5 protein-coding genes are annotated in these 8937 nt (G+C 53.6%); 3 read left to right on the top strand and 2 right to left on the bottom strand.

Features of this window, described 5'->3' with window-relative positions; all coding sequences use genetic code 11:
- Positions 1-426: 426 nt before the first annotated feature.
- From GN242_RS06535 to rcsB, 3 genes are read left to right on the top strand one after another with little or no spacing between them, the layout of a single operon-like run.
- Positions 427-1581, top strand: a complete 1155-nt coding sequence (locus GN242_RS06535) for an MFS transporter (protein ID WP_154753915.1) — start codon at positions 427-429, stop codon at positions 1579-1581.
- Positions 1582-1596: 15 nt separating this feature from the next.
- Positions 1597-4257, top strand: a complete 2661-nt coding sequence (rcsD, locus tag GN242_RS06530) for a phosphotransferase RcsD (RefSeq protein WP_154753916.1) — start codon at positions 1597-1599, stop codon at positions 4255-4257.
- A 1-nt stretch (position 4258) separates the two neighbouring features.
- On the top strand, positions 4259-4906 hold the full coding sequence (rcsB, locus tag GN242_RS06525) for a response regulator transcription factor RcsB (protein WP_062742930.1): 648 nt from the start codon (positions 4259-4261) through the stop codon (positions 4904-4906).
- 47 nt (positions 4907-4953) lie between these two features.
- Here rcsB and rcsC read toward each other — a convergent pair whose 3' ends face one another.
- Both rcsC and GN242_RS06515 read right to left on the bottom strand, forming a co-directional pair.
- Positions 4954-7806 (bottom strand): two-component system sensor histidine kinase RcsC, encoded by a 2853-nt coding sequence (gene rcsC / locus GN242_RS06520; protein WP_154753917.1) that lies wholly within the window; start codon positions 7804-7806, stop codon positions 4954-4956.
- A gap of 105 nt (positions 7807-7911) precedes the next feature.
- The gene (locus tag GN242_RS06515) at positions 7912-8895 is read right to left on the bottom strand and encodes a helix-turn-helix domain-containing protein (protein ID WP_156287083.1); all 984 of its coding nucleotides are present in this window, start codon (positions 8893-8895) and stop codon (positions 7912-7914) included.
- Positions 8896-8937 lie beyond the last annotated feature (42 nt).

The following is an 8937-nucleotide window of genomic DNA, read 5'->3' as shown; positions in this document are numbered from 1 at the left end:
GGTGCGAAGTGAGCAATATTTGTAACTTTGCATCTGGCAGCGGTTAAAACACGGATAATAACGTCGGGTTAATTACGCGAAAATTTCATATTGATTCGTGACAGTACGCACAGGCCTGAGACGGTTAAAAAACCCGCAAAAGTGTAGGGGAAATGAGACTTTTAGTGGCTATTTTATCTTTTTCACCAATAATTTGAGTTAAGCAACGCCGTGATGGCTTAAGCCAGGAGTCCTCTTAAAAATTGGCTTTAAGGGACAATTCCGATTAACGGCCTTATTTATTCAGGTTATTAACCATGCCCTTCCCGCATTTTAGTCTTTTGGCATCCCGCAGCCCGGGGCTCCACCGGTAGTGGTTTAGCTTCTTAACTGGCACTAATTGTGGTAAAAAATGGGGTTGATTACGCGACAGGCAAAATGGAAAAAATGACGACACTGGAAGACTCAGCCTCAGAGACGAAAGCGCTGGCAACACAGCGTGCCACGCGCGCAGTATTTTTAATCGCCGGTATTGGCATGGCTTCCTGGGCTCCTCTGGTTCCCTATGCCAAAGATCGCGCTCTGCTGAGTGACGGTTCCCTCGGTACCCTGTTGCTGTTTCTTGGATTAGGCTCGCTGGTGGCTATGCCGCTGACCGGAATGCTGGTAGGCCGCCTGGGCTGCAAACGCGTTATTGCCTCCGGCAGCCTGCTGCTGCTGCTGATGTTGCCACTGCTGGCAACGCTCTCCACCCCTGTCACGCTGGCACTGACTTTAATGGTGTTTGGTGCCGCTATCGGTCTGGTCGACGTGGCGATGAATATCCAGGCCGTTGAGGTTGAGAAAAACGCCGGGAAAGCAATGATGTCCGGATTTCACGGCTTCTTTAGCGCAGGCGGCATTGTCGGAGCGGGTCTGGTCAGCGCTGCGCTGGCGCTGGGGGCTTCCCCGCTGGTGTCGGTACTGATTATTAACTTTTTGCTGGTTTTGCTGTGGATCTACTGTCAAGGCCATCTGCTCAGTCAGCGCCTGCATCAGCCGGATACGCCACTTTTTGTCGTACCGCGTGGCTGGGTACTGTTCCTTGGCGTGCTCTGTTTTATTCTGTTTTTAACCGAGGGTGCCATTCTTGACTGGGGCGCACTGTTTCTTACCAATACGCGCGATTTGCCCGCCTCGCAGGCCGGCCTGGGCTACGCGGTGTTTTCCGTTGCCATGACCATCGGCCGCCTGTTTGGCGACCGCATCGTTAACTTCTTCGGCCGCACGGCAACGCTGTTCTGTGGGTCACTGTGTGCCGCTGGCGGCCTGGTGCTGGCCGTGGTAGTGCCGGATGCTACCTGCACCTTAATCGGCTTCCTGCTGGTGGGTTTTGGTGCCTCCAACGCCGTGCCTATTATGTTCAGTGCGGCAGGCAAACAGCAGGTGATGCCAGCCAATCTGGCGATCGCTGCCATGACCACCATCGGCTACGCGGGCATTCTGGCGGGGCCGGCGCTGGTCGGCTTTATTTCACAATTGTCCAGCCTGTCCGTTGCATTCAGCGGCATCGCAGCGCTGCTGTTAGTGGTTGCCGCCAGCGCCCGACAGATTACTCGTTAACCGGGGTTTCACCGCATGTTGGCATATAAATTTCCACTGACTTCCGGCAATGTTACGCGCTTCTTCGCGCTGTTTATTCTGATGCTGCTGCTGGCATCAGGATTTATGATCCACAATTCAGTTAACGCCTGGCTGACAGAAAAGCGCTACGCAATGGCCGATATCACCCATGCGATGCAGAAGCGTATTGATACCTATCGTTTCGCCACCTGGCAGATTTATGAAAACCTGGCGGCTAATGCAGCAGGCAGTGCCTCTAACAGCCTGCAGGAAACCCGTCTGCGTCCGGATGTCTATTATCTGGAAAAAACCCGGCGTAAGACCGAAGCGCTGATTTTTGGCTCACACGATAGCGGTACGCTGGATATGACGCTGCGCATGTCGAACTATCTCGACACCCTGTGGGGCGCAGAAAACAGCACCTGGTCGATGTATTTCCTCAACGGCCAGGACAACAGTATGATTCTGGTCTCTACCCTGCCGCTGAAGGATATGGCATCCCGTTACAAAGAGAGCGCGATCAGTAATATCGTTGAGGCGCGCCGCGCCGAGATGCTGCAACAGGCCAATGCGCTGGATGAGCGTGAGAGTTTCTCGCCGCTGCGTCGTTTCACCTGGCAGAACGATCACTACTTCACCGTGCGCACCACCTTTAATCAGCCTGGACACCTGGCGACGGTGGTGGCTTTTGACCTGCCGGTAAACGATATTATTCCGCTGAATATGCCGCTGGAGAATTTCCAGTTAAAGCAGGACACCACCCCGGTTGCCGAAGGGGATGATAATCAGGACAGCAGCAGCAGTACCCGCATCAGCTGGGTAAACCCTAATATTGAGATCGCCGGTTCGCTGGCGAGCACCCCTTTACAGCTGGTCTATCGCGTGCCAATTACCGGCCTGGTGGTGGATACACTGCACAATCTGCTGTGGCCGCTGCTGGCTAATCTGGCGCTGCTGCTGATGTCACTGGCGGGCCTGTTTCTGCTGCGCCAGCAGTCGCTGCGCCCGAGTGAAAACCAGAGCGCCGAGCTTGAGTCGCTGCGCCTGCTGAATGAAGAGATTGTCGGCACGCTGCCCGTGGGGCTGCTGGTGTATGATTTTGCCAATAACCGAACCATTATCAGTAATAAAATTGCCGAGCATTTGCTGCCTCACCTGAATCTGCAAAAGATCATCAATATGTCCGACCAGCATCAGGGCGTTCTTCAGGCAACGGTCAACAATGAAGTGTATGAGATCCGCCATGCACGCAGCATGATTTCACCGAATACCCAGGTGTTTATGATGCGCGACCAGGATCGCGAGCTGCTGGTGAATAAAAAGCTGCAAAAAGCGCAGCAGGTGCTGGATAAAAACCACCAGTCACGCCAGCAGTTGTTACAAAACCTGGGCCATGCGTTGCAGCGTCCGCTGGCTGAAGTGATCTCCAGCCTGCAAGCGCTGGCAGAGACTCAGCCGGCAGAGCAGGTGCACAGTTCCCTTGAAGCCTCGCAGGCACTGAGTCGCCTGGTTGATGATATTGTGCTGCTGAACCAGCTTGAGACCCTCGACTGGGCGCCAGATGCTGGCAGTTTCAATCTGCAATCCTTGCTTGATGAGCTGGTGATTGAGCTGCTGCCAGCCACGCGCCGCAAAGGTCTGACGCTGATGATAGCCAACCAGCGCAGCAGCGATGAAACACGCTTTGGTGACCGTCGGGCAATCGGAAAAATCCTCTCAACGCTCTTGCATTATGCGGTAACCACCACCACATGGGGACGTGTAAGCGTGACCGTCAGCGCTCCTGAAGATCGCCAGGATCGCCTGTCGATCGAGATTGTTGATACCGGTGCCGGTCTTAGCGCTGACGAGATGTCCAATACTGACTTCCCGTACCTGGGTGAAACCCACCAGGATCGCTATGGTCAGGCATCAGGGATGGCCTTCTTCCTGTGTAAACAGCTGTGCAAACAGCTGGGCGGTCACCTGGAAATCAGCGCCAGCCCGGATATCGGCACGCGTTACAGCATTCAGCTTCATGCGCCAGTGGAACCACAGCTGGATCAGGAGGAGAAACTGCTGGAGGGTGTCAATGCCCTGATTGATATTACGGTTGATGATGTACGTAAAATCGTTGTTCATCAGCTTGAAGACTGGGGCGCGAACTGTATTACGCCAGATGAGCGTTTCTCCGGTCAGGAACACGATGTACTGGTCACGGATGATCCGGAGCGTTTAACGCCCTGGTCACTGCTTCTGGTGGGCGATGAGCCTGGTTTCAGCCAGATTTCATCCAACCAGTACCGGGTAAACTTCAATATCGGCAGCGCGATGCAGGATGCGTTGCTGACGTTGATTGAACAACAATTGGCCCAGGACGGGCTGGATGACGGAAATGCTGAACAGCAGGACACGGCTCAACTTTTCGCCAGTGGCTATTTCCAGCTTTTCGTCGATACAGTACCAGATGATGTAAAGAGACTGTATAATGAGGCCGCAAACAGGGACTTTAATGCGCTTGCTCAGACTGCGCATAGGCTGAAAGGCGTGTTTGCCATGTTAAATTTGCTACCAGGCAAGCAGCTTTGTGAAACGTTAGAACATCACATTCAACAGTGTGACGATTCAAACATTAAAAATACCACCAGTGAAGTTGACAATTACGTCAACGAACTGCTGCAGCAAGGTAACCAATAATATGAATAACCTGAATGTCATTATTGCCGACGACCATCCCATTGTTCTGTTCGGCATTCGTAAGTCGCTAGAACAAATTGAATGGGTCAATGTTGTCGGTGAGTTCGAAGATTCCACAGCGTTAATTAACAGCTTGTCCAAACTTGATGCCAACGTACTGGTAACAGACCTTTCGATGCCCGGCGAAAAATATGGTGATGGCATTACGCTGATTAAATATATCAAGCGTCATTATCCTGATCTGTCGATTATTGTTCTGACCATGAATAATAACCCGGCGATTCTCAGCGCGGTGCTGGATCTCGATATCGAAGGTATTGTGCTGAAACAGGGTGCGCCAACTGACCTGCCTAAGGCATTGGCTGCATTGCAGAAAGGCAAAAAATACACGCCAGATAGCGTGGCAAAACTGCTGGAAAAAATCAGTGCAGGCGGTTACGGCGACAAACGTCTGTCACCGAAAGAGAGCGAAGTTCTGCGTCTCTTTGCTGAGGGTTTCCTCGTCACTGAGATTGCCAAGAAACTGAATCGCAGTATCAAAACTATCAGTAGCCAGAAGAAATCAGCCATGATGAAACTGGGTGTCGATAATGATATTGCTCTGCTGAACTATCTCTCTTCCGTCAGCATGTCACCCGTAAAAGATTAATTATATCTGCTAAAGGCTGGCCTGTTTCTCGGCCAGCCTTTATATTTTTAGCTGCTCTCCCTGCCCTTCCTCGCCCATTCTGCATATAAAGCTAATGCCTGCTGTAGGGTATCCATTGTCACTGGTTTCGACAGACAGTTATCCATACCGGCATCGATACAGCGCTGCTTCTCTTCTGCTAACGCATTTGCCGTCACCCCAACCACCGGGAAAGTTTTGCCCATTTCGCGCAGACGTCTTGTCAGGCCATAGCCATCCATATTTGGCATGTTGACGTCGGTCAGCACGATATCAATATCGTTACGGGCAATAACGTTAAGTGCATCCAGACCATCGCGGGCAGTTTTCACCCGATAGCCGAGGGATCCCAGCTGATCGGAGAGCAGCATGCGGTTGATCGGATGATCGTCAACCACCAGGATCAGAATGTCATCATGACTGGCGTTTTGCGCCTCTTTCGCCAGTACCGCCTGCTGCCCTTCAGGCTGCTCCACTTCCACACGATAAATGCGCGCCAGCAGTGAAGGCAGTTCATGCGGGGTGGTGGTGGCACACAGCCAGTGCCCCGCTGACAGTTGCTGGGGTGCATCGTTATGCCGACTGTCAAAGCGGATAGTTGCACGTACGCTCTGTTCGGGCTGGAAATCATAATCGGTAATAATCACATCGTCGGCGGCGGCAGCGCCATCGTAGCGCCGCACCTGGATACCGTGATCGTTCAGCAGGCGCATCAGGAAGGCCGCCAGCTGCTCGTTACGAACCTCCAGCCAGCACCGTTTTTCCTGCAAACCTTCCTGCAATTCAGGCACCACCACCCGGCTGTTATACAGCGGGATACGAATAATAAACTGGCTGCCCATGCCCGGCTCAGAGTCGACCTCAATATCGCCATCCATCATATTGATCAGCTTCTCACAGATCGCCAGCCCGAGGCCGGTTCCCTGGAAATTGCGCTGCACTCCGCTTCCCACCTGGAAGAACGGATCAAACAGGCGCGTCAGCTCCCTGGCCGGGATCCCCACACCGCTGTCACGTACGCGGAAGGCCAGATAGCCATCTTTCACATAGACCTGAAGGACGATCCCACCGGTATGGGTGAATTTAATCGCATTACTCAGCAGGTTGGAGATCACCTGCTGTAAACGCATCGGGTCGCCATCCAGCGTAGCAGGCACGTCGCTGTCGACAAAACACCACAGGGTGAGGCGCTTTTTCACCACCATCGCCAGATAGTTTGAGGTGATATGAGCCACCACCTCACGCGGGGAAAACTCTGCGGGTTCAATTTTTAGCTGCTCTGACTCTATTTTCGAGAAATCGAGTATATCGCTGATAATCTTCAGCAGCAGGCTGGAGGAGTTGTTCATCGCCATGACCAGCGACTCAACGCCCGTCGGCAGCGACTTGGTTTGCAACAGGTCGAGGTTACCAATGATGCCGTAGAGCGGTGTGCGCAGCTCGTGGCTGACGGTGGCGAGGAACATCGACTTGGACTGGCTGGCCTGCTCTGCGGCCTGGGCCATCTCCTGAAGCGACTCTTCCATCTTTACGCGGGCGCTGACGTCAACCAGCACACAGATCGCCACATTCTCATTGCGGTAGCGTGAATGAACAAAACTGATTTGCAGGTTGGTGTTACTGCCGGTCAGCACATCGACAAAGTTAACCTGCTGACCACAGATAATCTCCGTCAGGCGCAGCCGGTCTTCCTGGGTCAGCATGGTGAGATAGTTATGCGCCAGTTCGTTACTGAGGATATTGGTGCCGTCGCTGGTGCGGAGAATACAGATGCCGACCGGGGCGGAGGCGACAATTTTACGGTTAAACTGCTCGTGCTCCTCCAGCCGGTGGGCGTTATCTTCCGCAGGCAGAAACATACGGCGCTCAAACAGCCATGCCAGCGTAAACAGCACAATCGCACTGATCAGGTTGAGCAACAGCGCGTTGATAATCAAAATCTTCAGCCGTTCTACCATCACATTGGTCGGCACCGAGTAGACGATGCTGAGTGACGAGGGTGACAGATTCTTTTTCATAATCAGCTGGTCATAGCCAGAAATATAGCCAAACCATGACGCATCACCCGGCAGATCGTCCGCGGTAAAATCCGGACCGTTGCGGGCAGAGGAGAGCAGCCGCTGATTATTCTGATCGACCAGCGTAGCGGTTACCGGCATGCTGCCCGGCAGAATCAGGTCTTCCATGCGAATACTCTGCTCAATTCCCAGCAGCGCCGTCACCTTATTCGCCACATAGACAGGGGTGAACATATAGTAATAGCCAACGCCTGGCTGTGTTCCCGGGGAGATCCAGTACAGGCTGTTTTTACGCTCATCATCATTACTGCTGCGATATTTGAGAATGCGTTCACGCAGTGTTTTCAGCGCCCGTTCAGGATCTACCGACACGGTTCCCAGGCTGAAATCCGCCAGACAGGAGCTGTCTCCACCAACAAAGAACACGCGGTTCAGCTCATAGGCGGAGGCGAAATTGTCTTTCCAGTAGTTAAGGAAGTAACTGAGAGGTTCCAGCGCATTACGCCAGGTATTACTCATGGCGCTACAGTCTGAATCCGCATACAGCGGATAAAACTGCGGCGGTGACACTTTGCCAGAAAAGACACCATTGAGTGTTTCAGGATTACCCGAGACATTATTTAAACGGTTTTCAGCAATAAATTTCAGCTCGCGCATCACATCGGCCGAGTGGCGCACGTACCACTGAGCCTGGTCATAGCTGGTATTAAACTCCTGGCGAACCTGTGATTCTCTCTGGTGAATAACGTTAATGATATAAAAGGTGGTCAGCAGCGCGCCAAGCGTCCACAGCATCAGCGCCAGGGCGCGGAAGAGATAGCGGGAGATCTTTAATGTCGTGCGGAAAGAGACAAGATATTTCAAGCGTAACCCACTGGCAGCCATAACGGACAAAAGAGAATGATTGGCGATACAGTAGCGTCAGCATGGTAAAAAAGCCAGTTATCAGCGTATCTGCGCGCCGCTATTTCAGTTATTTTCAGCCTGCTCCCAGGCTTCGCGACGCCATTCAGAAGGCGTTTTACCTGTAATACGGCGAAACTCGCGATTAAAATTGGATTTGGTCTGGAAGCCCACGCTCTCCATTACCTCAATCACCGTCTGAGATCGGCCCGCCAGCCGCTCCCCCGCCTCACGGATGCGCCAGCCATTCACATACTGCGACACGCTCTGCTGATGCAGGGCATTAATCGCTGCCGATACCTGCCGCGTGGGTATTCCGGCTTTGCGTGCCAGTCGCGCAAGATTAAGCTGGGGTTCCCGGTACAACCCCTCCTGCATCAGCGCATCAATACGAGCCATGATGGCGGGATCCGCCGCGCTGACCTCCCGCGCCACCCTGGATACAACCGGTTCGCGGGACGGGTGGCCCAGCAGCAGCAAAAGCGACATCACCCCCGCCATGGACAGATTTCCGGCTAACAATAATTCCGCGGTTCCTGCTCCTTCAGCAAAACTCATCAGCAGTGTGATAGCGACATCAAGCAGGGCCACGACGATCAGCAACAGCGCCAGCAGCTGCCAGCCACGCAGCGTCAGAGTACCGTCGGTCGGTGCTGTTTTCGGCGGTAGATTACCGCTCGTTTTTAGCCGCCGCAGCATCAGAACGGCACAGCCCAGCCAGATTGCGGGCATCAGCCAGTCAATGCCCTGCGGCAATAACAGCACGCAGACGATCATCAGAATCACTACCAGCGCACTCCGCACGATACGCACGCTCCCTTCCATCGCCTGCACCAGCGCCATGCGACACATCAGCGGCAGTGCGGCGGCAGTGATCGGCTGTAGCCGGTGCCACAGTTTTTCATCCGGCAGCATGATGGCCAGCCCGGCAATCAGGCTGTGCAGCAGGCACAGCCACAGCAACAGCTGGAACACTCTTCCGCCATCACGGCGCTGCACCAGCAGCAGCACACAAACCAGACTGAGCAAAAAATTAACCGGTATCAGCATAGGACTCTATCGCGATCGAGGACGCCACGCGCCCGTAAGCCT

The sequence above is a fragment of the Erwinia sorbitola genome (assembly GCF_009738185.1).
In the GTDB taxonomy this organism is placed as follows: Bacteria; Pseudomonadota; Gammaproteobacteria; order Enterobacterales; family Enterobacteriaceae; genus Erwinia; species Erwinia sorbitola.
This window is presented reverse-complemented; position numbering and strand designations above follow the sequence as displayed.